Raw genomic sequence first — 23,773 nt, forward strand, 5'->3', positions numbered from 1 at the left:
GCACTGGCGCGGCGTGCCTCACTAGCGATCGTTCCTCTAAAGCCTAATCTTCAGTCGTGCCCGATTCACCAGCTGGACCAACACCACCCGCAGTCTTCACTGCCGCGGTCGAGTCGCTTCGTGGCGCATCTTTGCGCTCGGAGCTCGCAGTAACCGAAATCACTGCTCCGTCTCAGATCGCACCATGGTCATTCGCTCTGGCCGCCGACGTCACTCCGTCACGTCACGGTGAAGACTCAGATCTTGGCACTGGCCGTTTTGTTCTTTTATACGATCCCGAAGTTCCGGACGCTTGGGACAGCGAGTTTCGCATAATTTGCTTCGCACAGGCACCGTTAGAACCGGAGATCGGCGTTGATCCGTTCCTGAGCGAGGTCACCTGGTCGTGGCTCGTTGATGCTCTTGACGGTCGCGGTGCTACCTACGATCAAGTGTCCGGAACTGCGACCCGAATTTTGTCGACAGGGTTTGGCGAACTTGAGTCGCAGCCTGACGGTGCTCAGATCGAATTACGTGCCTCGTGGAGCCCCAAAGATCTCAGCATGGCCGCGCATGTGGAAGGCTGGAGTGAATTGGTCTGCATGTTAGCTGGCCTACCACCAGCCATTGAAGGAGTCACCCTGTTGTCGGCCCGTAAAGTTGGACGTGAATAGCGCAACCGAAAGTGCAACCCCTGAGGGTGAGTCGCACGCAACCCAAGCCCCTCATGATCCCGTAAACGTCATAGACGATCGGGAAGAATACCTTGCCGCCGTTGCGGCTATTGCTGCGGGCCATGGTCCTATCGGAATTGATGCCGAACGTGCGAGCGGCTATCGCTACTCGCAGCGTGCGTACCTCATTCAAATCTTTCGTCGCGGAGCTGGCACCTTCTTATTTGATCCGCCAGCTATCGGCGACTTCGCCGAGCTCAATGACATCATCGCCGGTGAAGAGTGGATTCTGCACGCAGCGACACAAGACCTCACGTGTTTGCGCGAAGTTGGTCTCCACCCCACTCGACTATTTGACACAGAATTGGGCGCTCGTCTCGCGGGGCTCCCCCGTGTTGGACTCGGCACTGTCGTCGAACATCTCCTCGGCATTCACCTAGCGAAAGAGCATTCGTCGGCGGACTGGTCAACGCGGCCGCTTCCGCAGGCGTGGCTCGTCTATGCCGCTCTCGATGTTGAGTTGCTCGTAGATCTTCGCGAAGCTCTTGGTGAACTGCTCGACTCTGCAGACAAACACGACATCGCACAGCAGGAATTCGATTCTGTCTTAGTTCGGGATCTCAGCAATGTTCGCGCAGAACCTTGGCGCCGGCTCAGCGGGGTTCACTCACTTCGTGGCGGAAAAAATCTCGCCATTGCGCGTGAACTCTGGCTTGCTCGGGATGCCTACGCTCAAGAAGTAGACACGGCTCCCGGTCGACTTGTTCCTGATTCGGCGCTTCTCGCCGCCGCGCGCTTTCTGCCCGAGTCAAAGCGTCAGCTCTCTGCGATGAAAGAGTTCAGCGGGCGTGCTAGTCGTACTCAAATTGATCGTTGGTGGGACGCGATTCAAGCGGGAATCGCGTCGACGGACATTCCGGCTTCTCGTGTCGCTAGCGACGCACTTCCGCCGCCACGAGTGTGGTCAGACAAGAACCCCGCAGCCGATCTTCGGCTGAAGGCAGCACGAGCGATGATGACCGAGCGCTCGGAAGAATTGTCGATCCCGATCGAGAATTTGCTCACTCCTGACTACCTCCGACGTGTCGCTTGGACCCCACCGACCGAGATCATGCGCGAGAGCATTGCGGCAGTACTTCATGCCCTCGGCGCGCGCCAATGGCAAATTGACGTTTCTGCACAGTCAATCGCCCAAGCCTTTGTCGAAGCCCACCAAACGCCTGAGGAGTCCGACGACACCGAGTCGTAGGAACAATCAAAGGATTCCTAACCCTAATCTTGGCCACCTAGGATCAGTCCTACATCCAAGGATCTAGTGGAGGCATTGTGGCCAAGGAAACCGAGATTGTGTTCGTAGATGGAGTCCGTACTCCATTTGGGCGTGCTGGCGAGAAGGGCATGTTCTGGAATACCAGAGCGGATGACCTCGTCGTCAAGGCGATGATCGGACTGCTGGAGCGTAACCCCCAAATCCCTAAAGAACGCTTTGACGAAGTTGCGATTGCCGCGACAACTCAGACCGGTGATCAGGGACTCACAATCGGACGCAGCGCAGCAATTCTCGCTGGATTGCCGATTTCAGTTCCTGGTTACGCCATCGACCGCATGTGCGCCGGAGCTATGACCGCCGTCACGAATGTCGCCGGAGGCATCGCATTCGGCGCCTACGATCTGGCAATTGCTGGCGGCGTGGAGCACATGGGGCACCACCCGATGGGATCTGGCGTTGACCCTAACCCCCGATTCATGTCAGAGAAGCTCGTCGACCCCGAAGCGCTCAACATGGGAAACACTGCTGAGAAGCTACACGACCGCTTCCCTCACCTCACGAAGGCTCGCGCCGATGCCTTTGCACTTCGCAGCCAGCAGCGTGCAACCGCTGCGTACGAAGCCAACAACATTCAGCCTGACCTGATTCCTGTCGCCACGCGAAGTGACGCCGGATGGGGAATGGCCACTCGCGACGAGGGACTCCGCCCCGAGACAACTCTTGAGGGACTCGCCGCACTCAAAACCCCGTTCCGCTCTCACGGACGCATCACCGCGGGAAACGCATCCGGTCTTAACGATGGTGCAACAGCCAGCATCATGGCGAGCGGCGAAGTAGCGCGCGAGTTGGGATTGAAGCCCAAAATGCGCATGGTGAGCTTCGCCTACGCCGGTGTCGAGCCAGAAATCATGGGCATCGGGCCCATTCCGTCAACCGAGAAAGCACTGCGCAAGGCGAGCCTCTCGATCGACGACATCGGACTCTTCGAACTCAATGAAGCTTTTGCGGTGCAGGTTCTCTCACTGCTCGATCACTATGGCATCGACGATGAAGACCCCCGCGTAAACCAGTGGGGCGGCGCGATCGCGATGGGCCACCCCCTAGCGTCATCGGGTGTCCGTCTTATGATTCAGCTCGCAGCCCAGTTCGAACAGCACCCTGAGGTGCGCTACGGGCTTACGGCAATGTGCGTCGGTCTTGGCCAAGGTGGATCCGTTATCTGGGAAAACCCCAACTACAAGGGAGCTAAGTAACAATGACCCAGCAGTTTGCACGTCTCGCTGGCCTGTCTCAAGACGAGGTCATCACCCACTCCTTCGTTCGCGATGTGCCGTTGTCCGGCGGGCGCACGCTTGCTCTCGTCACTCTCGACAACGGGAAAGACCACACTCGGCCGAACACTCTCGGCCCAGCAACTCTTCTTGAGTTTGCAAAAGTACTCGATGAGCAGAAAGAACGGGCATCCGCTGGAGAAATCCACGGATTGGCTGTCACCGGCAAGCCATTCATTTTTGCCGCAGGCGCCGACCTCTCGAAGGTCAGCGAAATCCCTGACCGCGAAACCGGTAAGCAGATGGCGCAGCTTGGTCACTGGGCGCTCGGCAAGCTGAGCGACTTGGGTGTTCCCTCGTTCGTGTTCATTAATGGACTCGCTCTCGGTGGCGGCGTCGAGGTTCCTCTCAACGCTGACTACCGCACCATCGACAGTTCGGTACCTGCGCTGGCGCTTCCTGAGGTATTCCTCGGTCTGATTCCTGGTTGGGGCGGCGCCTGGTTGCTTCCTAACCTGATCGGAATCGAAAATGCACTCAAGGTAGTGATCGAGAATCCGCTCAAGAACAACCGAATGCTGAAGGGGCCAGAAGCTTTCGAGCTGGGTATTGCTGACGCCATGTTTGGTCCTGCGAACTTCCTCGAAGACTCTATTCGCTGGGCCGACGGTGTCATTGCTGGCACGACGAAGGTCAAGCGCAAGAACGAGCCGGGAAAAATCGAACGTACCGTCAAATGGGATGTTGCGATCGGAATCGCCGAGAAGATGCTCGCGAACCGCATTGGTCGCGTCGCCAAGTCGCCCTATGCAGCGCTCGCATTATTGAAGGCAGCCAAGAACACTGACAAGAAGACCGGGTTCGAAGCTGAAGATGAGGCTCTGGCTGACATGATCTCTGGAGATCAGTTCCAGGCGAGCATCTACGCATTCAACCTCGTTCAGAAGCGCGCCAAGCGACCGGCTGGGGCTCCAGACAAGGAACTGGCCCACAAAGTAACAAAGGTGGGTGTGATTGGCGCAGGGCTCATGGCCCGCCAATTCGCATTGCTCTTCGTCCGCCGCCTGCAGGTCCCGGTTGTTATTACTGACCTCGATCAGGCAGCGACGGATGCCGGTGTTGTCGCGATTCACTCGGAGATCGACAAGCTGCACGACAAAGGCCGGGTGTCATCAGACGACACTAACCGCCTCAAAGCCCTTGTTACCGGCACCACGAACAAAGCGGACTTTGCTGATTGCGACTGGGTGATTGAAGCGATCTACGAAGAACTCGGTGCTAAGCAGGCTGTGTTCGCGGAGGTTGAGCAGTACATCTCCGAGGAAGCAATCCTGGCCACAAACACTTCGTCGTTGTCGGTGGAACAGATCGGTGCAAACTTGTCGCATCCGGAGCGCCTTGTTGGGTTCCACTTCTTCAACCCCGTCGCAGTCATGCCGCTCATCGAAGTCGTCAAAACACCGCACACCAACGATGAGACGTTGTCGACCGCAATGGTCACGGCTAAGAACCTGCGCAAGAACGCGGTGATCACAACCGATACGCCCGGTTTCGTCGTGAACCGCATCTTGGCCAAGGTTTTGGGCGAGGCAATGAACGCTGTCGACACCGGAACGCCGTTTGAGGTCGTCGAGGAGTCGACCCGTCCTTTCGGGCTGCCGATGACTCCGTTCGAACTTCTCGAGCTGGTTGGACTCAAGGTCGGGGCGCACGTGCTCGACACTCATCACGCTGCATTCCCTGAACGATTCTTCAAGAGTGAGAACCTGCACAAGCTCGCCGAGCTCGGATACATCTTTGACCGTGACAGTAAGGGCAAGGCAAAGGGCGTTTCCAAGAAGGCTGTAGAAATCGTCAAGGGCGGCACTTCACCGATGACGGCCGAGGAGCTTCAGATTCGCATCGAAGACGGTCTTGCCGACGAGATTCACCGGATGCTTGAAGACAAGGTGGTTGCGGCGGCGGAGGACATCGACCTGTGCCTCATCCTCGGTGCCGGCTACCCCTTCCAGATGGGTGGAGTCACGCCCTACCTCGATCGCGCTGGCGCTTCGGAGCGGGCGTTTGGTGGAACTTTCCACGATCCGCAGATTCGCGGAGTGCAGTAAGCGTTTCGCACTAACGCGGCATAGCTAGGAAGAGGGCCGACCCGGACACTGTCTGGGTCGGCCCTCTTCTGCTGTTAAAAGCCGAGGGGCTCATTGGAGCACGCAGAAAGTGTCGAAGAGAACTATCTCGTTGACGTCACGGAGAATAACCCGGGAAATCTAGCTTCGTTCGGCGGGAAGCGTAACAGCCTGCGAATCGGTATCACTCAGCGGTCGAGCAATAGGAATTTTGCTTCCGAGGACTTGCGCTACCACGTCGCGCGCGATGTGTTGAGGAGTAAGCCCGACCTGATCAAGAACGTAGTCGCGGCTGCCGTGATCCAAGAACTCGGCAGGGAGTCCCAACTCATTCACCGCAGTATCTACGCCCTGAGCCCGCATATCCTGACGAATCCGGGTACCGATTCCGCCTACACGAACTCCATCTTCAATCGTGATCACAATTCGGTATTGAGCCGAGAAATCGATCACGCTCTGCGCTACGGGAACTACCCATCGCGGGTCAATTACGGTTGCGCCGATTCCCTGCGCCGCGAGAAGCTCAGCGACCTGGAGTCCGGTCTTTGCCATTGAGCCAACGGTGACAATGAGCACATCGTGTTGCTCATCCTCGCGGAGAACATCCACGCCGTCGTCCGTTCGGCGAACCGCATCGTAGGAGGTTCCCACAGTGCCTTTAGCGAAACGGATGACCGTGGGACCATCATCAACCGCGACGGCTTCTCCGAGCTCTTCACGCAGGCGCTCAGCGTCGCGAGGGGCCGCAATGCGGATGTGCGGGACAACCTGGAGCAGAGCAAGGTCCCACATACCGTGGTGACTAGCACCATCGGGACCAGTGACCCCTGCACGGTCGAGCACGAACGTGACGCCAGCTCGGTGCAACGCGACATCCATCAGTACCTGATCGAAGGCACGGTTCATAAACGTCGCGTACAGCGCCACTACCGGGTGCAGACCGCCAAAGGCAAGCCCAGCGGCCGAAGTGACAGCGTGCTGCTCGGCGATGCCAACATCGTGAACACGTTCTGGATACTTTTCCGCAAATAGATGGAGCCCTGTTGGCCGCAACATCGCCGCAGTGATACCAACGAGTCGAGGGTTCTCGTCAGCAAGCGCGACGATTTCTTCTGAGAACACCGAGGTCCACGATGCTGCTCCCCCGGACTGAACCGGCTCGCCTGTTGCTGGATCAATCTGACCCACGGCATGAAATTGATCCGCAACGTCGAGCAGTGCTGGCTCGTAGCCACGGCCCTTCTCGGTGATCGCGTGAACAATGACCGGCGCACCGTATGACTTGGCCTGTTCGAGAACTTCAGTGAGGGCCGCAATATCGTGGCCATGAACCGGGCCAAGATACTTGATGTCAAGATTCGAATACAGAGCCTCGTTGTTGCTGAAACGAGAGAGGAAGCCGTGCGTCCCCCCGCGAATACCGCGATATAGGGCACGGCCTGGACCGCCAAAAGCGCCGAAGAAGCGCTGGCTTGAGCTGTACAGGGAGCGGTACGAACGACGAGTCCGTACGCTGTTGAGGAAATGAGCCATTCCGCCGATGGTCGGCGCGTATGAACGACCGTTATCGTTCACTACGATAATGAGGTTGCGACTGTTGTCGTCGCTGATGTTATTGAGCGCTTCCCACGTCATTCCGCCTGTGAGCGCGCCGTCACCAACGACAGCGACAACGTGGCGATCGCTCTGCCCTGTCATCTCGAACGCTCGTGAAATTCCATCGGCCCACGAGAGTGAACTTGAGGCGTGAGAACTCTCAACAATGTCGTGCTCTGACTCTGAACGCTGCGGATACCCCGCTAGGCCGCCCTCAGTGCGCAGCTTCGTAAAGTCTTTGCGTCCCGTCAGAATCTTGTGAACATAACTCTGGTGCCCCGTATCGAACACAATGGAATCCCGCGGCGAATCAAAGACACGATGAATAGCGGTTGTGAGCTCGACCACTCCGAGATTTGGCCCCAAATGCCCACCGGTTTGCGAAACATTCTGAATCAGAAACTCACGGATCTCTTGCGCTAACTCGACAAGCTGGGCAGTAGAGAGACCGTCAAGATCTCGGGGACCATTGATTCCCTCGAGTAAGTTCATTCCTTCAGTCTAGGCTCCTTCAGCTGACCGTGAAGGATTACGCACGGGGTTCTGCGGTACCGGGATTTTCCGCCGGGGAACGCAGAAGGCGCGTGGCGAAAGTAAATACTTTCGGCCACGCGCCTTGAGCAGCTAGTTCGAGCTAGACCAGCGAACGCAAAACGTACTGAAGAATGCCGCCATTTCGGTAGTAGTCAGCCTCACCAGGAGTATCGATGCGCAGTTTCGCGTCGAACTCCACCGTCGTCTTGCCCTCTGGAGAGTGCGCAGTCGGCTCCGCTACAACGTGCAGGGTGCCCGGAATGCGGTCGTCATTGAGCTCTTCGACTCCCGAGATGCTGATGCTCTCAGTGCCGTCAAGACCCAACGATTCCCAGGATTGTCCCTCAGGGAACTGGAGCGGAAGAACACCCATTCCGATGAGGTTCGAGCGGTGAATGCGCTCGAAGCTCTCGCAGATGACAGCCTTGACGCCGAGCAAGCTCGTGCCCTTAGCCGCCCAGTCGCGTGAGGAACCAGAGCCGTATTCCTTGCCACCAAGAACGACGAGCGGAGTGTCCTGGGCTGCATAGTTTTGAGCCGCATCGTAGATGAACGACTGCGCAGCATCCGGCGTGGTGAAGTCACGGGTGTAGCCACCCTCGACGCCATCGAGAAGCTGGTTCTTGAGGCGGATGTTCGCGAACGTTCCACGAATCATTACCTCGTGGTTTCCGCGACGCGATCCGTAGGAGTTGAAGTCCTTGCGATCAATGCCGTGCTCAGCCAGGTATTGTCCGGCCGGGCTGTCGCCCTTGATCGAACCAGCGGGGCTGATGTGGTCGGTGGTGACCGAGTCGCCAAGCTTTGCGAGGACACGTGCACCCGTGATCGAGCTGACCGGAGTGATCTCCATCGTCATGCCTTCGAAGTACGGAGGCTTGCGAACGTAGGTCGACTCGTCATCCCACTCGAAAGTGGATCCGGTTGGCGTTGGCAAGTTCTGCCAACGCTCGTCGCCGTCGAAGACACCCGCGTATTCGTGGATGAACATGTCTCGGTCGATCGACGAGTCGATCGTGGCCTGAACTTCAGATGCATCGGGCCAAATGTCCTTCAAGAAGACATCATTGCCATCCTGATCTTGACCGAGAGCATCGCTGTCGAAGTCGAAGTTCATCGATCCGGCAAGCGCGTATGCAATGACCAGGGGCGGGCTAGCGAGATAGTTCATCTTCACATCGGGGTTGATACGGCCCTCGAAGTTGCGGTTACCAGAGAGCACCGCAGTGACCGCGAGATCGTTCTCGTTGATCGCGGCAGAGATTTCATCTTCCAGCGGTCCCGAGTTTCCGATACACGTTGTGCAGCCATAGCCGACGGTGTAGAAACCCAAAGCCTCGAGAGAAACGTCAAGTCCAGACTTTGCGTAGTAGTCAGTGACTACTTTGGAGCCTGGTGCAAGAGTGGTTTTGACCCACGGCTTCGACTTCAAGCCCTTGGCGGCAGCATTCCGAGCCAGAAGGCCGGCAGCAAGCATGACCGATGGGTTCGAGGTGTTCGTGCACGAGGTGATAGCCGCGATTGCGACAGCACCGTGATCAAGGGTGAACGGGTCTCCCCCATCAACACTCACGGAAGTGGGCGAGGAAGCAGTGTACGGCGCATGGCTAGCGTGAGTGTGCGAGCGCTCGTGAGCCGAGTCCTCATCCTGCGGCGTGAGACCAATCGGGTCGGATGCCGGGAACGTACCCTCAACCGCGGCATCAACCTTGGAGTGATCTCTCGACGCGTAGTTGTTGAGGTCGATTTCGAACTGGTTCTTCGCATTCGTGAGCTCGACACGGTCCTGAGGACGCTTCGGCCCGGCGATCGAAGGCACAACGGTAGCGAGGTCAAGTTCGAGATACTCGCTGTAGTTTGGCTCAACGCTGGGGTCGTGCCACAGCGACTGCAGCTTCGAGTACGCCTCCACAAGGTCAACCTGCTCTTCGCTGCGACCGGTAAGACGCAGGTAGTCAAGAGTCACGTCATCGATGGGGAACATCGCGGCGGTCGAACCGAACTCAGGGCTCATGTTTCCGATAGTTGCGCGGTTCGCGAGCGGAACTGCGCCAACGCCCTCACCATAGAACTCGACGAACTTGCCGACGACGCCGTGCTGGCGCAGCATCTGCGTGATCGTGAGAACAACGTCAGTTGCGGTGACGCCGGCCGGGATCGAACCCTTGAGCTTGAATCCAACAACCTTGGGGATGAGCATGGAAACCGGCTGGCCGAGCATCGCTGCTTCGGCTTCGATTCCGCCGACTCCCCATCCGAGAACACCGAGGCCATTGACCATTGTGGTGTGCGAGTCGGTTCCGACAAGAGTGTCGGGGAAGGCGCGCGTCTTGCCGTCCACCTCGCGCGTGTAGGTGACTCGAGCGAGGTGCTCAATGTTCACCTGGTGAACGATTCCCGTTCCGGGAGGAACTACCTTGAAGTCGTCGAAAGCCGTTTGTCCCCACCGAAGGAACTGGTAACGCTCACCGTTGCGCTCGTACTCAAGTTCAACGTTGCGCTCCAGCGCGTTCTCAGAACCGAACAGGTCCGCAATCACGGAGTGGTCAATGACGAGCTCTGCTGGCGCGAGCGGATTGATCTTGGTGGGGTCTCCACCGAGCTCGGCGACAGCTTCGCGCATCGTAGCGAGGTCAACGATGCAGGGAACTCCAGTGAAGTCCTGCATGACGACGCGTGCTGGAGTGAACTGAATCTCGGTGTCGGGCTCTGCACTGGGAACCCAGGAGCTCAGCGACGTAATGTGCGCTTCGGTGACGTTCTTTCCGTCTTCCGTGCGCAACAGGTTCTCGAGCAGAACCTTCAGGCTAAAGGGAAGCTTTTCGTATCCCGCTACTTTGTCGATGCGAAACACTTCGTAGTCGGTTGACCCGACTGTGAGTGTGTCTTTCGACCCAAAACTATTGACTGTCGACACTGTCATCTCCCTTGCTACGGTTCATCAATCCTTGCGCGGAGCGTGCGCTGCATCCAGCAAGGCAAGCCTAAGGCTGAATCGCAGCAACAAGACTACGATTGCGGCCAAAAGTATCTTGACGTCGAGATAAATATACACCATCGCGAACCTCGGGCGAGATCGCCACGACGAAAAACACGAACTAGTCGGATGCCGTTCGTCCGTAGGCCGTGCGCATGAGCAACCATGTAACCCACAACACTCCCGCATACAGCGGTACGCCCAAGAGAAGCTTCATCGTGGCCAAAGCCTGAGTCTCTTCGGCGAAATAGAGCGGCAACTCGACGCCGAGTCGAAGTGCGAATAATCCCGCCCACATGACGGTAGCGATGGACGCAACGCGAAACTTCGCTTTGTCCTCACGCCAGTCAGCAGCAGAAGGAACCAAGAGCATCGCAATCAATCCGACGAGAGGTCGACGAACGATGATGCTGACGATGATGGCGACAAGGAAGACCACGTTAATGATGAAGCCGAGGACGAAATTGTCTTCGGCTCGCCCGGTAATAAGCGCCAGTCCCGCTGACAGCGCTACTCCGACAACGCCGACAAGGGCTGACGACACAGGAGTGCGCGTGATCAAGCGAACCGCAACGAACCCCAAAGCCACGATCACCGGGGCAGCAACCGAGATGACCAACTGTTGAGTGAGAGTGAAAATAACCAGAAAACTCAGCCCGGGAAGAATCGACTCGACGAGTCCTCGAATTCCCCCCATGGCGGCGAGCAATGCGCCACCCGTAGGCGTCTCGCCAGGAGCCACATGCCCAACCGCGGATCGGCGTGCGGCAGCCGCGAGAGCGTCACGCACCGACGGTTCGGCCGACGAAGGGTCCGCCGAGGAAGGATCCTCCGGCGCTCCAGACGGCAGGTCGGAAGAACTCACGCCTGAGCTTCCTTCTCTCCCGTTGCTGGCATGTGCAGCGGAATCAGGTCCCGCGGCGGCATTGGCGTATTGCCCCGAACGACGACGATGGAACGGAACAGGTCTTCGATCTTTGTCGCGGCATCCGCATTAGTGAGAGCCTCACCAGCGATCACGCCACGCAGGAACCAACGCGGACCGTCAACGCCAACAAAGCGAGCGATTCGCTTCTCACCAGACTGTGCCCCGGCAACCGGAATCTCTGCAAACACTTCAGGCCCAAATGGGCCTTCCGAAACCTTCGTCGTCCCACCCTGGGTGTGCACCTGATCAATAATCTGCTGGCGAATTTCGTGCCACAGCCCGCTTGATCGCGGAGCAGCGAACGGCTGAATTTGAAGTGTAGAACCCGAATAGTCCAGTCCGACCGCAACAACACGCTTGCTGGCTTCCTCAACTTCAAGGCGCAAGTGCAGTTCTTGGCGAGGCAGAATTTTCACGCCACCGAGGTCGACATAGGGTCGCACTGCATTGGCTTCGCTCTCGTCAAGCGGACCCTCGCTTGCACGATTCTCTGGCGCTGATTTTGGCTGGTCTTGAGGTTCAAGAGATTCGGTGTTGTCGCTCACGAAGTGGCTCCTTGTTGGGTTGAATCTGCACGGAATCCGGTCGAGCCAAAGCCCGACTCACCGCGATGACTGCCGGGAAGTGTCGATACCGGGATGAAGCGAGCACGGGACACCGGCATAACGATCAATTGCGCGATTCTATCCCCCGGCTCGATCTCGAATGTGGATGCTGTATCCGTATTAAGCAAGGTAACGCGAATTTCTCCACGATATCCGGCATCTACGGTGCCCGGGCTGTTCACAATAGTGATTCCGCTGCGTGCCGCCAAACCACTTCGTGGCACAACAAAAGCAACGTATCCATCGGGAAGCGCGAGCGAAACTCCGGTAGCGACGGTGTCGCGGTGGCCGGGAGGTAGGGAGTAGCTTCCTGCCGAATACAGGTCAGCTCCGGCATCACCGGGATGTGCATAGGTGGGAGTTTGCCCACCGGAGATGAGCACCTCTACGTTGTCAATCACGAGTCGAGGCTAGTGCAGAACGCCAGCCAGCCCGAAACGCCATCAAGAAAAGCAGTGTGTAATGGATGAGTGACTATCTATCGCGAACGTTTGTGGCCAACTGCTTGGCTATATGTCAGCACCGCACTCATCATTCCCGCAAGCATCTTGGTCTTTATGCCCATCAACATTCTTGCCGGCTACATCACCGCAGCGGTGTTGTATGGGGGAATCGTCTTATTTCTCGTGGCATCGGCACCAACGATTGAAGTTGATGAGACTGAACTTCGGGCCGGAAAAGCACGGCTGCCGATTTCAATCATTGGCGCGGTAACGACATTCCACGGGGCTGAGGCGACTCTCGAACGAGGTCAGCGACTCGACGCTCGTGCGTGGCTAATGATTCGGGGCTGGGTTTCTCCCGTAGCGAAACTCGAAGTCAACGATGAGGGCGACCCGACACCATATTGGTTGTTGTCGAGTCGCACTCCCGAGTTGCTTGCTGAAGCAATTGCGCAGTCTAGGCTGCGCACTCCAAGCAGATAGCGCCGAGCTTGGTGGTGTGGTCTACCTGCGAGCGGTGCTTCACAAGGAAGCAGCTCACGCAAGTGAATTCGTCGGCCTGAGGAGGCAGAACAACCACGTCGAGGTCGAGATCAGAAAGGTCTGCCCCAGCGAGTTCAAAGTTCGCAGGGTTATCTGAATCGTCGACGTCAACCGAGCCCGACATCTTGTCAGGAACACGCTCTTTAAGAGCTTCGATCGACTCGGAGTCGTCGTCAGTCTTACGAGGTGCGTCGTAGTCGGTGGCCATGCCCATCCACTTCTGTTTTACGTTGAATCACCGGAATCGGCGGGCACAGTCTCCATGAAAGCGAGCCGAAATGCAAACCGCCGAATCTGCATCACTGTGCAGCGCCTGAGACAACTGTTATCCGAGGCGTGTTATTCCCACGTTTTCGGGCAACTTCATGCGATCCTGAAACAGAATCGTCAGGGCTGGAGAAGTTCACTATGGAAGACCTTCGGGTAGTCGAAGTACAAGACGGTGCACTGATCGTTTCAGGCACTGATGGAACGCAGTACCGCCTCGCGGTAGATAGCGTGCTGCAGTCACGCCTCCGCCAGAGTCGCGGTCAAGCCAGCGCTAGCCCCAAAATTGCGCCCCGTGAAATCCAGGCGCACATCCGTGCCGGAATGTCTGCGCAAGACGTCGCGAGTGTCACCGGTGCCGATTTGGAATACATTCTTCGTTTCGAAGGTCCAGTCATGGCCGAGCGTGAGTTTGTCATTGAATCCGCGCTGGGAATTCCCGTGCACGTTGCTGGCGAGACTGACACTCTCACCTCCTCGCGCACTTTCGGATCCGCTATTCGCGATCGCCTCCTCGAGCTCCGTGCCACAGATGAGCGTTGGGCAAGCTGGAAAGATCCCGAAACCGGGTGGATCGTCAAACTAGCTTTTACCGCGAGCGAGATTGACCACGACGCTCGCTGGCAATTTGATCCGAAACGTCAATCACTAGCTCCCCTCAACAACGAAGCTAAGACCTTGTCGCAGCAAGGAGAGTCCACTGGCGCCCTTATCCCTCGACTCCGTGCCGTTGCGCCCGTAGACAGTGCAGCGGATGCCGCTCGCTTCGACAGCGGGGCGTTTGACATGAACGGTCTCGATGACGAACCAACGCCCGTTCGGCCAGCTGAACTCCCAGTCATGCGTGATCGCACCGCCGAAGCTGGGGTTGGTAATCAAACGGCTGATCTTCTTGATGCGCTGCGCAGACGCCGCGGTGAGCGAGAGCCTGCGAGCTTCGATGCTTCTGACGAGGATGACTCGCCCGCGGCAGCCCCCGAAGCATCAATGCGCCTTCTCGATCCACCGGTTGTTGAACAGCGTCATGATGCTCCTGCCCCGCCTCAGGCAACTGCGCCCCAACCGACCACTAAGTCGCGCAGGCGACGTGTAGCAATGCCCAGCTGGGATGACATCGTCTTCGGTACGAAGCCAGACGACGACCCTGCCTAAACCGCTAGATCCAGCGCAACCCGCTAATGGGCAAACGCGCCGAAACGCACGAGCGGAACGCGCAGCTCATCGTCTGTCCACGATCCATGCTGACCAACCATGAGTCGACCGTGATCATTCGGAATTCGTGAGTCGTAGTACGCGATTGCCTTGCGTGCCGCAACGATGATGTCGCCAATACGCGGTGCGACTGCAGGGGCGACATCGCCGAACCAGCCAGCAGCTATTGCGTCGTCACGGCTAACGACCCACGAACGATGACTCTCAGCCGCGTACCAACGATCGAAGACCTCGGTGCGTTCATCCGTCGTCAATGACGGTTCATAATGAAGCTGCAAACAGCGAGGTTCTCCGGCAACGTGACGCACGCCAGCAAGGAGCTCTGGCGAAGTGTCGAAGAGCACATGAGCGTGGGCAGGAACATCCACCATGCCGTGATCGGCGGTAACGAGCATTCCCTGATCATCAGCAAGCTGCCCAACAACACCGGCGAGAGCCCCATCGAGAGCTTCCAGCGCGTGAGTCCATTGCGGTGACTGCCAACCGTTAGCGTGACCGGCCATGTCAAGTTCTGGTGCATAAACGTAGGTGAGGGATGCCGCATCACTCGAGCCGGCAACTGCCACGGCCGCGCGCAATCGGTCAGCTAAAGAACCTGCCGCGACGTATTTCGCTCCACGCAGTACGGCTCGAGTGAACCCAGAGTCGCGATAGCGAGCCGCCCCAACCGCCACTGCCGTGTGTCCGCGCTCGCTAGCGCGTTCGAAGAGAGTCGGAACACGCTGCCATACGGCAGGGTCGAGCCGAGCATCCCAACCAGAAAGCTGATTGACCACCCGATCATTGACGGTATCGAGAGCGCTATAGCCGACCAACCCATGCTGGCCAGCTCGAGCGCCAGTCGTCAGGCTCGCTAGCGCTGCTGCCGTTGTGGTGGGAAATCCTGATTGAATCACCGAAGTTTTTGAGAACGCAGAACTGAGAGTGCGCGCGTGGCCGGCGCGGGCCTTCAAGCTCTGAGCGCCAAGGCCATCGACGAGCACAACTACCGCGTGCCGGACGGATGGCAAGCTTAAGCGATTAGCCTCACCTTCGATTGCCTGGAGTGAACTTGACAACACATCGGTGAGGTTCGCTGAGTCTGGGTTAAGCGCCGGTAACATTAGGGCAATCCTATGGCTACTCCCACAAAACCCACCCCAGACTCCCCTGCCGGCGAACGCATCGAAGATATCGATGTAACCACTGAAATGCAGGGGTCGTTCTTGGAGTACGCGTACTCCGTGATTTATTCGCGCGCTCTTCCCGATGCCCGCGACGGCCTCAAGCCCGTACAACGCCGCATTTTGTACCAGATGAGCGAGATGGGGCTGCGCCCCGAAAAGGGTCACGTCAAGTCCTCCCGCGTCGTTGGCGACGTCATGGGAAAACTCCACCCTCACGGTGACGCGTCAATCTACGACGCGATGGTTCGACTGACCCAAAGCTTTATTCTTCGCGTTCCGCTCATTGACGGCCACGGTAACTTTGGCTCGCTCGATGATGGTCCCGCTGCCCCGCGTTACACCGAGGCACGCTTGCAGGCCTCCGCGATCGCAATGACCGACAACCTCGACGAAGACGTCGTCGACTTCGTGCCGAACTACGACAACTCCACAACTCAGCCAGAAGTTTTGCCTGCGGCATTCCCCAATCTGCTCGTCAACGGCGCCAGCGGAATCGCTGTCGGCATGGCAACGAACATGGCACCGCACAACCTCATCGAGGTCGTGGGAGCCGCACGCCACCTGCTGTCAAATCCCGACGCTTCGCTCGAAGAACTCATGCAGTTCGTACCCGGTCCAGACTTGCCGACCGGGGGAAAAATCATCGGACTCGCCGGTGTAAAGGATGCGTACGCGAACGGCCGAGGAGCGTTCAAGACACGAGCGAAAGTTTCTGTCGAATCCATCACAGCCCGCAAAATGGGGCTCGTCGTCACCGAACTCCCCTACCTCGTTGGCCCCGAGCGTGTGATCGAAAAGATCAAAGACGGCGTCAACGCAAAAAAGATCGTCGGCATCTCTGACGTTACCGACCTCACTGACCGAAATCATGGTCTTCGCCTTGTCATCGGAATCAAAACGGGCTTCAGCCCGGATGCTGTCCTCGAACAGCTCTATCGCCTCACTCCCCTAGAAGACAACTTCAGCATCAACGCCGTCACCCTCGTTGACGGTCGCCCACAAACTTTGGGCCTCAAAGCGCTGCTTGAAGTTTTTCTCAAGCACCGCCTCCAAGTGGTTACGCGGCGCAGCAATTTTCGTCTAACCAAGCACCGTGAGCGCTTGCACCTGGTCGAGGGACTGCTCGTCGCGATCGTCGACATCGATGAAGTGATTCAAGTCATTCGCCAGAGTGATGACAGCGATCAAGCGCGAACGCGCCTGCGCGATGTCTTCGATCTGAGCGAACTGCAGGCTGAATACATTCTTGAGCTGCGCTTGCGACGACTCACGAAGTTCAGCCGGATCGAACTCGAGGCAGAGGCCGACAAGTTGCGTGCCGAGATTGCGCGCCTTGAAGCCCTACTGGCAGACGAAAAACTGATTCGCGCACTCGTCTCAGACGAACTCGAAGAAGTCGCTGAGAAATTTGGTACACCGCGACGCACGCTACTCACCGAAGCTCCCGCATCGATCGCAACAACCTCACGCTCCGCCGCCCGCAAGAACTTGCCGGTGCTCGAAATAGCGGACGAGCCGTGCGTCATTCTGCTGTCAACAACGGGCCGCGTCATCCGCGTTGGTATACCCGAGGGTGAAACCGTCCTTGCCACTCCCCGTCGATCACAGCATGATGCGATTCGCTCGCGCGTTACAACAACAAGCCGCACCGAAGTCGGCGCAATCACAAGCCGTGGCCGCCTCATTCGATTCACGGCGATGGAACTGCCGAACGTTCCCTCAAACTCGGTGCAGCTGGGAGCCGGATCCAAGATCAACGAATACTTAGCAATCGACGGCAAAGAGAAAGTATTGGCTCTCGTCTCGCTCGAGAGCGATCAGCCGATCGCGTTGGGAACTCGACTCGGCACGGTAAAGCGGGTCACCCCCGGCGCGTGGCCATCGAAACCTGACTTCGAGATCATCGCTCTGAAAGATGGCGACGAACTGGTCGGAGCGGGACACAGCAAAGACGGTGATGAACTCACATTCATCACCTCAAATGCACAATTGCTTCACTTTGCGGCGTCATCAGTGCGCCCCCAAGGACTCACGGCTGGAGGAATGGCCGGAATCCGCGTGGAGTCCAGCGCCGCCGTGATCTTCTTCGATTCCATCGACCCAAGCACCACCCCTGTAGCCGTGACCGTTTCCGGTTCGAGCGCAACGATTGCCGGCACCGACCCTGGCCGCGCTAAGGTAAGCGAATTCGACCAGTTCCCGGCCAAAGGACGAGGAACAGGCGGGGTGCGCGCACACTCACTCCTCAAGGGCGAAGACGTGCTCACCCTTGGATGGGTCGGAGCGGCTCCTGCAACCGCCGTAGCGCCCGATGGGGTCGTACGTCACCTCCCAACAGAGCTAGTGAAACGCGATGCCTCAGGGGCACCTCTTGACGGCGTAATTGGCTCGATTGGAACGACTCCCTAGCTGGGCAGTCGGCTGTGTAGGCGGCGGCCCTTCCGTCGCTAGATGTCGATCCGGTCGCGGTCGAGACCCTGACCCTGGATGATGAACTCCTTGCGCGGAGCAACCTCATTGCCCATGAGCAGCTCGAACACGGTTCCGGCTTGTTCGGCATCCGAGATGTTCACGCGACGCAGCACCCGGTTATTGCGATCCATGGTCGTCGTCGCTAGCTGATCGGCATCCATCTCACCCAGACCCTTGTAGCGCTGGATGGGATCTTGGTAGCGCTTGCCCGACTTTTTGAGGCCAGCCAAGACGCCGTTGAGTTCCTTTTCGGAGTACGTGTAGATCGTCTCATTGGGCTTCGACCCTGGATTGATCACGACTACCCGGTGAAGTGGTGGGACCGCGGCGTAGACCCGGCCGTCACGAATCATGTCAGGCATGTAGCGGAAGAAGAGAGTGAGGAGCAAGGTACGAATGTGGGCACCGTCGACATCTGCATCGGCCATGATGATGACCTTGCCGTAGCGGGCTGTTGAAAGATCAAAGCTTCGCCCGGAGCCAGCACCAATAACTTGAATGATCGACGCGCACTCTGCATTCGACAACATGTCGCTAATCGATGCTTTTTGAACGTTGAGGATCTTGCCTCTGATGGGTAGCAACGCTTGGTATTCACTGTCACGGCCGAGCTTCGCCGTGCCAAGTGCCGAGTCACCCTCGACGATAAATAGTTCGCTATTGGCAACATCGCTCGAGCGGCAGTCCACAAGTTTCGCCGGCAAGCTCGAGCTCTCGAGCGCATTTTTTCGGCGTTGAGTCTCTTTATGGGCACGCGCGGAAATGCGCGACTTCATTTCAGCAACGACCTTGTCGAGCACCAACGAGGACTGAGCCTTGTCGTCGCGCTTCGTCGATGAGAACTTTTCAGCCAGAGCGGTGGCAACAACCTTCGCGACGATTGCGCGTACCGCCGGGGTTCCCAAGATCTCCTTAGTTTGCCCTTCGAACTGAGGCTCTGGCAATCGCACTGTCAATACAACCGTCAGACCAGCAAGTACGTCGTCTTTGTCGAGCTTGTCGTTGCCCAGCTTCAGTCGTCGTGAATTTTTTTCTGTCTCGGCCCGCAAGAACTTGAGCAAGCTCTGCTCAAAACCTGCGAGGTGCGTTCCGCCCTTGGGGGTAGCAATGATGTTGACGAAGCTCTTGACCACAGTGTCGTACCCCGTGCCCCAACGGAGAGCGACATCCACGACGCAGTCTCGGGAGACCTCGGTAGAAACCATGTGACCGTTTGGCTGCAAGACGGGCACGCTCTCAGTGAAGCCGCCTGAGCCAGTGAGCCGCCACGTGTCGGTAATGGGCGGATCAACGGCGAGATGTTCAACGAACTCTGAGATTCCGCCTTCAAACGCGAAGCTCTCGTGGCGGGGCTCGTCACCGCGCTCGTCCGTGACATTCAACGTGAGGTTGGGCACGAGGAACGCGGTTTGGCGAAGTCGATCGATCAATCCGTCAGACTGAAATGTTGCGCCCTTGGTGAAAATCTGGCGGTCAGCCCAGTAACGAACACGGGTACCGGTGCGTGCCTTGGGCACCTTGCCAACGATGCGAAGTTCACTGCCGGAAACGAAAGGAGTGAATGGTGCGTCTGGCGTAGGTGCGCCCGTGTCCGCGAATGTTCCTGGCTCGCCACGATGGAATGACATTGCCCAGGTCTTGCCGTCGCGGTCGACCTCAACGTCGAGTCGTTCAGACAGAGCGTTGACGACCGAGGCGCCGACACCGTGAAGACCACCGGATGCCGCATACGAGCCCGAACCAAACTTGCCTCCGGCGTGCAGCTTTGTGAAAACTACTTCGACCCCTGAGAGCCCGGTCTTAGGTTCGATATCGACGGGGATGCCCCGTGCTTGGTCTCGCACTTCAACGCTCTCGTCAGCGTGCAGAATCACGCTGATTTCTGAACCGTGCCCGTCGAGCGCCTCGTCGACTGAGTTGTCGATGACTTCCCATAGGCAGTGCATAAGCCCGCGGGAGTCAGTGGAACCGATGTACATACCGGGACGTTTGCGTACAGCTTCGAGCCCCTCAAGTACTGAAAGGTGACGGGCTGAATAGTCAGAGCTCGCCATGATGTGCTCCTAGGGTTTGACGACGGAAGACCAGCGTTAAGACTACGTTCTCCGCACGACATTGCTGCCCATCAACACCCATCGCGCACTGAGACCGCCATGGACTGATTCTGATACGCGCTGAGCGAAATGCCCTCGATATAGGAACAATCCGCAGGTCCGCATGCTTGTATAGGCGTACGGATTAACAACCGCAAGCAAGAAGGAGTAGGCCATGTCGAACATTGCAACAGAAGACACCACAGTCGATGAGATGGACTACACCCTCACGGCGCTCGATCGCTGTGACAGTTGTGGCGCGCAGGCATACATTCGCGCGACTCTCGCCAGTGGCGATCTCCTCTTCTGCGCTCACCACGGCGCAAAATTCAAGGAGAAGCTCTTCCCTACCGCTCTTGGGTGGATCGACGAGTCGAGCCGTCTGGCCTCTGGACGCACCGTTTAGTTTCGCCCGCTAGCTAGCTCGTAACCGGCACCCGTGTCGGTGTGACCTTCGTAGGAGAACTGTGAAGCGCATCCGGCATTATGTGTCGCGTCTGAAGTCTTTGGACGTTTCGAATATGTTGGCGGTTGCGCGGGCCATTAGCGCGCGCGACCGCACTCCGGTCATCCAAATTTTGCTCGACATGGTGTGGTGCTCGCTCGTTTATCAAGCGGGTTACCTCGACTATGAGGAATTCGAATTTAACGTGCTCAGTCGCGCCGAACGACGCACGTGGATCACGAGCGGGAATGCAAACTCGATCGTCGTCAAATATAACCAGCGTGACTTTCGACAACGCTTCTACGACAAACCAACGTTCAACACAACGTTCAACGAATGGCTTGGTCGTGATTGGCTAGATCTCAGAACCGCCACGGAGTCTGAGTTTGTCGAATTTGTCGGTTCCCATGACCCCATCATGGTCAAAGTGGTCGACAGCATGAGCGGTGCCGGAATCGCGAAACATTCCGGTCAAGAACTAGCTGATGCTCCTGCTTTGTACCGCGAGCTCATGAACAATCGCCAGTTTCTGGTGGAAGCGTTCATCGAGCAACACCCTGGTATGTCAGCGCTGTGTCCTACTAGCGTCAACTCGCTGCGCATGATCACTTTCTTCGATGGAACCGATGTGCATGTCCTTGAGGCGGTACTGCGCATGGGCAACGGCGCCGACGTCGATAACTATGGCCGAGGCGGCATGTATACCGTTCTCGACGAAAAAACTGGCATCGCCCCCTATGGCGCCTTCGATAAGTACGCGAATACTTTCGTTACTCATCCACAAACAGGAACCCCAATCGTCGGGTTCAAAGTTCCCCTCTACGACGAGGTACTGAGTACCCTCGACACGGTCTCTCGCATCATTCCGCAGATACCGTATGTCGGATGGGACATCGCAATTTCGACCACAGGTCCGGCAATTATCGAAGGCAATTACAACACTGGCGTGTTTCAGATGAAACCGAGCCTGACCGGAATCAAGACAGGTTTGTTGCCCAAGTTCCGCGAAGTAATCGACTTCTAGTTGCACACCTTGTTCGGCAGCTGCCACAGTTCGAGGCAGTTACGCCGGCAGCCGGAATCTAAACTGCAGCGCGACGGATGACACCAAGTGGCGTGCTCTGGTGGTCTTGCCCGAGCGGATTATCTTTGAGAACGTGCAGTACTAACGCGTTCGTGCTCTTGTCTGTTGAGCCGAGAACGTTGCCACCGAAGTCGTTGATATCGACGACTGCCACCGTGATCGAACCGCCGAGAGCCTGAGCAATATCGTTCGCGACGCCATTGGGCCGAGCCGGGCCGAGCACGACGTGGGAATCGTACGGCGGGATGGTGTTCTTTGTCGGGCCATCGATGGCGCGAGCCTTCGGACCAGCAATCCGGTAGAAATCACCACGGCGGCCAAAAGCCTTCGTGACGGCGGCGACCGCTGCAGCAAAAAGAATCCGGGGCGTTCCACACTCCCGAAGCGCCATTTCCATCGTTTCGGGCATGCCAAGGCCAATGCCATGAGAGGTCTTGGTGACGTATTTCGAGAGCGTCGTCGCAAGTTTGCGCGGTACAACCTCAGAGATTGGGTACGCGCGGCCCTGCGTGATTCCGACGATCTTCTCCGTCACGAAAAGAATGTCGCCATCGCGCACGACGTCTGTCGCGTACTCCGTGACAACCTGAACTATGTCGTCATTATGAACCACCAAGCGAGTCTTGATGGGAAGTCGCTCGTAAACAACTCCATCTACCTCGACGGTGAGACTCTTTCCCGCATTCGCTTCAGAACCCATTGTTGGCCTATTCGAGGTAGTCGCGTAGGGACTGCGAACGTGACGGGTGGCGCAGCTTGGCCATCGTCTTGGATTCAATCTGTCGGATGCGCTCGCGCGTAACACCGAACGTGTCACCGATCTGGTCGAGAGTCTTCGGCATTCCATCGCCGAGTCCAAAGCGCATGCGGATTACTCCAGCTTCGCGCTCGGAAAGTGAATCAAGCAGGCTCTCCAGTTGCTTCTGCAACATGGTGAATCCAACGGCATCCGCAGGAACTACGGCCTCGGTGTCCTCGATGAGGTCACCGAACTCGCTATCGCCGTCTTCACCAAGCGGCGTGTGGAGCGAAATTGGCTCACGCCCGTACTTCTGAACTTCGACAACCTTCTCAGGGGTCATATCGAGTTCGCGCGAAAGCTCTTCCGGAGTGGGCTCGCGACCCAAGTCCTGGAGCATCTGGCGCTGAACGCGGGCAAGCTTGTTGATGACTTCAACCATGTGCACGGGGATGCGGATCGTGCGAGCCTGATCGGCCATCGCCCGGGTAATCGCCTGGCGAATCCACCACGTTGCATAGGTCGAGAACTTGAAGCCCTTGGTGTAGTCGAACTTCTCAACAGCACGGATAAGACCGAGGTTTCCCTCTTGAATGAGGTCAAGGAACTGCATTCCTCGGCCCGTATAACGCTTGGCGAGCGAGACAACCAGTCGAAGGTTGGCTCCAAGCAAGTGGCTCTTAGCGCGTTGACCGTCTTTGGCAACCCACTGAAGTTCGCGACCAAGAGTCGAACGAACTTCGGCTGGAGTCATCGCAGCGAGCTTGTCTTCAGCGAAAAGTCCCGCTTCGATACGCATCGCGAGCTCAACTTCTTGAGCCGCGTTGAGCAGAGCAACTTTACCGATCTGCTTCAGGTAGTCCTTGACGGGGTCAGCAGTTGCTCCGGTGATCGCAGCCGAGTAAACCGGAACGTCATCTTCATCATCAACGAGCGAGAGTACGAGCGCACCAGTGGGCAGCGCTTCGTCTTTGCTCGTCGACTTCTCTTCTTGGTCGTCGTCTTTCGGCTCCTCGTTACCATCAGCCTCAACAATTTCGACGGTCGAAGCGGCAGCTTTACGGGCCTTGGCCGGGGCTTTCGCCTTGGCCGGCGCCTTAGCTGTGGCTGGCTTTTTCACTGCTGCAGCCTTCTTTGCCGTTGCCGATTCGGCGGCCGACTTCGTCGTCGTCGCCTTCTTGGTTGCTGGCTTCTTGGCGGCAGTCTCCACGCCATCAACAGATGTGGTCGCCTCGTCGGCCGCTGCGGCGGCTTTCGTGCTCGCTGCTGTCTTAGCAGGAGCCTTCTTCGATGCGGTTACGGACTCCGCAGTCTTGGTTCGGGTCGCCATGTGAACACCTTTCCGAGGT

The 23,773-nt window shown here is 57.6% G+C and carries 19 protein-coding genes; 9 read left to right on the forward strand and 10 right to left on the reverse strand.

The genetic code is table 11. The features are described from left to right. The first annotated feature begins 56 nt into the window (after window positions 1-56). The 4 genes from ACOH1Z_RS01700 (at window position 57) to ACOH1Z_RS01715 (ending at window position 5,302) form a co-directional block, all read left to right on the forward strand. Window positions 57-653, forward strand: a complete 597-nt coding sequence (locus tag ACOH1Z_RS01700) for a DUF3000 domain-containing protein (protein ID WP_449646766.1) — start codon at window positions 57-59, stop codon at window positions 651-653. After that, on the forward strand, window positions 646-1,902 hold the full coding sequence (locus ACOH1Z_RS01705; protein WP_449646767.1) for an HRDC domain-containing protein: 1,257 nt from the start codon (window positions 646-648) through the stop codon (window positions 1,900-1,902). Before ACOH1Z_RS01700 ends, ACOH1Z_RS01705 begins: the two co-directional genes overlap by 8 nt. A gap of 77 nt (window positions 1,903-1,979) precedes the next feature. Then, complete coding sequence (locus tag ACOH1Z_RS01710) at window positions 1,980-3,176, forward strand: thiolase family protein (protein ID WP_449646768.1); 1,197 nt, start codon at window positions 1,980-1,982, stop codon at window positions 3,174-3,176. Window positions 3,177-3,178: 2 nt separating this feature from the next. Further along, window positions 3,179-5,302, forward strand: coding sequence for a 3-hydroxyacyl-CoA dehydrogenase NAD-binding domain-containing protein (locus ACOH1Z_RS01715; protein ID WP_449646769.1), 2,124 nt, complete (start codon window positions 3,179-3,181; stop codon window positions 5,300-5,302). Window positions 5,303-5,461: 159 nt separating this feature from the next. Here the strand turns inward: ACOH1Z_RS01715 and dxs are convergent, their stop codons facing one another. The 5 genes from dxs to dut form a co-directional block, all read right to left on the reverse strand. Then, window positions 5,462-7,408: a 1-deoxy-D-xylulose-5-phosphate synthase gene (dxs, locus tag ACOH1Z_RS01720; RefSeq protein WP_449646770.1), complete on the reverse strand. Its 1,947-nt coding sequence runs from the start codon at window positions 7,406-7,408 to the stop codon at window positions 5,462-5,464. A 142-nt stretch (window positions 7,409-7,550) separates the two neighbouring features. Further along, window positions 7,551-10,367: an aconitate hydratase AcnA gene (acnA, locus tag ACOH1Z_RS01725; RefSeq protein ID WP_449646771.1), complete on the reverse strand. Its 2,817-nt coding sequence runs from the start codon at window positions 10,365-10,367 to the stop codon at window positions 7,551-7,553. A gap of 181 nt (window positions 10,368-10,548) precedes the next feature. Further along, entirely contained in the window at window positions 10,549-11,292 is a 744-nt protein-coding gene (locus tag ACOH1Z_RS01730; protein WP_449646772.1) for a DUF3159 domain-containing protein, read from the reverse strand. Further along, on the reverse strand, window positions 11,289-11,900 hold the full coding sequence (locus tag ACOH1Z_RS01735; protein ID WP_449646773.1) for a DUF3710 domain-containing protein: 612 nt from the start codon (window positions 11,898-11,900) through the stop codon (window positions 11,289-11,291). Before ACOH1Z_RS01735 ends, ACOH1Z_RS01730 begins: the two co-directional genes overlap by 4 nt. After that, window positions 11,897-12,361 (reverse strand): dUTP diphosphatase, encoded by a 465-nt coding sequence (gene dut, locus ACOH1Z_RS01740; protein WP_449646774.1) that lies wholly within the window; start codon window positions 12,359-12,361, stop codon window positions 11,897-11,899. The genes ACOH1Z_RS01735 and dut overlap by 4 nt, the downstream gene beginning before the upstream one ends. A gap of 69 nt (window positions 12,362-12,430) precedes the next feature. On the opposite strand from dut, the gene ACOH1Z_RS01745 reads away from it, so the two are divergent. Further along, window positions 12,431-12,886 carry a DUF3093 domain-containing protein gene (locus ACOH1Z_RS01745; RefSeq protein WP_449646775.1) on the forward strand — a complete coding sequence of 152 codons (456 nt, stop codon included), beginning with the start codon at window positions 12,431-12,433 and terminating at the stop codon, window positions 12,884-12,886. Here the strand turns inward: ACOH1Z_RS01745 and ACOH1Z_RS01750 are convergent. Continuing rightward, the gene (locus ACOH1Z_RS01750; RefSeq protein WP_100389298.1) at window positions 12,861-13,154 is read right to left on the reverse strand and encodes a DUF4193 domain-containing protein; all 294 of its coding nucleotides are present in this window, start codon (window positions 13,152-13,154) and stop codon (window positions 12,861-12,863) included. The two genes, ACOH1Z_RS01745 and ACOH1Z_RS01750, sit on opposite strands and share 26 nt — an antisense overlap. A gap of 200 nt (window positions 13,155-13,354) precedes the next feature. Here ACOH1Z_RS01750 and sepH point away from each other — a divergent pair, with 200 nt between their 5' ends. Beyond that, entirely contained in the window at window positions 13,355-14,365 is a 1,011-nt protein-coding gene (sepH, locus tag ACOH1Z_RS01755) for a septation protein SepH (RefSeq protein ID WP_449646776.1), read from the forward strand. A gap of 23 nt (window positions 14,366-14,388) precedes the next feature. On the opposite strand, the gene ACOH1Z_RS01760 is transcribed toward sepH, so the two are convergent. Continuing rightward, window positions 14,389-15,528: an alkaline phosphatase family protein gene (locus tag ACOH1Z_RS01760; RefSeq protein ID WP_449646777.1), complete on the reverse strand. Its 1,140-nt coding sequence runs from the start codon at window positions 15,526-15,528 to the stop codon at window positions 14,389-14,391. Window positions 15,529-15,540: 12 nt separating this feature from the next. Here ACOH1Z_RS01760 and ACOH1Z_RS01765 point away from each other — a divergent pair, with 12 nt between their 5' ends. After that, window positions 15,541-18,000, forward strand: a complete 2,460-nt coding sequence (locus ACOH1Z_RS01765) for a DNA gyrase/topoisomerase IV subunit A (protein WP_449646778.1) — start codon at window positions 15,541-15,543, stop codon at window positions 17,998-18,000. A 38-nt stretch (window positions 18,001-18,038) separates the two neighbouring features. Here the strand turns inward: ACOH1Z_RS01765 and ACOH1Z_RS01770 are convergent, their stop codons facing one another. Further along, window positions 18,039-20,117, reverse strand: coding sequence for a DNA gyrase/topoisomerase IV subunit B (locus tag ACOH1Z_RS01770; RefSeq protein ID WP_449646779.1), 2,079 nt, complete (start codon window positions 20,115-20,117; stop codon window positions 18,039-18,041). A gap of 214 nt (window positions 20,118-20,331) precedes the next feature. Between ACOH1Z_RS01770 and ACOH1Z_RS01775 the strand changes: the two genes are divergently transcribed. Both ACOH1Z_RS01775 and ACOH1Z_RS01780 read left to right on the forward strand, forming a co-directional pair. Continuing rightward, window positions 20,332-20,562 (forward strand): DUF7455 domain-containing protein, encoded by a 231-nt coding sequence (locus ACOH1Z_RS01775; protein WP_449646780.1) that lies wholly within the window; start codon window positions 20,332-20,334, stop codon window positions 20,560-20,562. Between the two features lie 61 nt (window positions 20,563-20,623). Beyond that, window positions 20,624-21,625, forward strand: coding sequence for a sugar-transfer associated ATP-grasp domain-containing protein (locus ACOH1Z_RS01780; protein WP_449646781.1), 1,002 nt, complete (start codon window positions 20,624-20,626; stop codon window positions 21,623-21,625). Window positions 21,626-21,683: 58 nt separating this feature from the next. Here the strand turns inward: ACOH1Z_RS01780 and ACOH1Z_RS01785 are convergent, their stop codons facing one another. Together ACOH1Z_RS01785 and ACOH1Z_RS01790 are read right to left on the reverse strand one after the other, a co-directional pair. Beyond that, window positions 21,684-22,385: a coenzyme F420-0:L-glutamate ligase gene (locus ACOH1Z_RS01785; RefSeq protein WP_449646782.1), complete on the reverse strand. Its 702-nt coding sequence runs from the start codon at window positions 22,383-22,385 to the stop codon at window positions 21,684-21,686. Between the two features lie 7 nt (window positions 22,386-22,392). After that, window positions 22,393-23,754, reverse strand: coding sequence for an RNA polymerase sigma factor (locus ACOH1Z_RS01790; protein ID WP_449646783.1), 1,362 nt, complete (start codon window positions 23,752-23,754; stop codon window positions 22,393-22,395). Window positions 23,755-23,773 lie beyond the last annotated feature (19 nt).

It is taken from the genome of Rhodoglobus sp. (assembly GCF_053580035.1).